The 1313-nt window shown below is 51.0% G+C and carries 1 protein-coding gene and 1 pseudogene; both read left to right on the forward strand.

Annotation, left to right across the window (positions count from 1 at the left end; all coding sequences use genetic code 11):
• Positions 1 to 245 precede the first annotated feature (245 nt).
• Entirely contained in the window at positions 246 to 377 is a 132-nt protein-coding gene (locus tag C230_RS23495) for a hypothetical protein (RefSeq protein WP_018130084.1), read from the forward strand.
• Between the two features lie 252 nt (positions 378 to 629).
• A pseudogene (locus C230_RS0100095) lies at positions 630 to 981 on the forward strand (aldehyde dehydrogenase family protein); the annotation flags it as partial.
• Positions 982 to 1313 lie beyond the last annotated feature (332 nt).

The following is a 1313-nucleotide window of genomic DNA, read 5'->3' on the forward strand; positions in this document are numbered from 1 at the left end:
ACACAGCGCTCACTCGGCTGGCGGATTGACGGTAGAGCGCTCACGACAATGGCGGTGAGAAATTCACCGCCAAATAGCGTGAGCGGCTACACGATGAGACGTCCGGGGATTTTATAAAGATGACGATTTTGAAACGTATAAAGGGTTCCGTCTGTTAGCCATGTACGGAAGCATCATGGAAGTCCCCCAACGGAAGAGACCCAACAAACCTGGGATCTGCCAGCACCTATAAAGAAGGCTTCCGAGTGGCGCGGGCCCTTTCGTCCCATCTGTTTGATATTGAGAATAAAATCGCCATCAGCACCTGGTTGGGCCGCTATCACGACAACGAACGGAATTTGGCGAAACGGAATATTGAAAAGCTAACGGAATATTGAAAAGCTGCTGAGTTTTGAACAGTCCCATATTGCCAATCTGATTCCGTTTGATCGCGGCTTTCCATCGGCCGACTTCATCCTGTATCTGCATGAAAAAGGCATCAAGTACGTCATGCGCACGCAAGACTCCTTCTACAAAGAGGTGATGAACACGTCCACGCCCAATGAAGTCGTGCGGAGCGACATTACAAAAGAATGAGCTAAGGCGTTAAAGAAACAAGGAACGCCAATCCAGAAAGGAGTGCCGGAAGCAACTTCTACGAGCCAACCGTCTTGTTCGATGTCAATAACAAAATGCGGGTGGCACAGGAAGAAATGTTCGGTCCCGAATTGGTGGTCATTCCGTTCAAAACCGAGGAAGAAGCGATCCGGATTGCCAACGATTTTGTACGGACTGGCCGGAGTGGTGTGGACCAACGACCTGAAGCGCGGTCACCGCGTGGCGGTGCGGGTCAACTCGGGACTGTTGTGGGTCAACTGTTGGTACGTTCTCGACTTGCGTCCGCCGTTTGGCGGGGCAAAAGCAAGCGGTATCGGCCGTGAAGGCGGGCGACACAGCTTCGGGTTTTACTCAGAGGTGAAGACGGTCACGTTGAAGTTGTGAGCGGAAAGGGAGTGCGATACGGCAGGAACAGATTGGCAGAGCAGATAGCTGATGAACTGCTGATTGCGGAGCAGGCCCGCCGTCGTCATGAGGAGGCTGCGGGATGGTGTCCGGATTGCACGAAAAATGTCCAACGACTGCTAAACGGTTAACAGACTGAATTTACAGATGGTTATATCCTTTTCTTAGGGCACGATACCATCAACGCCTGCCCACTTCATAATAAGTTTTACAATCAAAGGAGCTATTCCTGTGATGAATTAAAATGCGGTTTGCAAAACAAAAAGCGCCTCCTGTATGCTGGGTCTCGGAATGGTTGACATTCACTGCCC

It is taken from the genome of Effusibacillus pohliae DSM 22757 (genome assembly GCF_000376225.1).
In the GTDB taxonomy this organism is placed as follows: domain Bacteria; phylum Bacillota; class Bacilli; order Tumebacillales; family Effusibacillaceae; genus Effusibacillus; species Effusibacillus pohliae.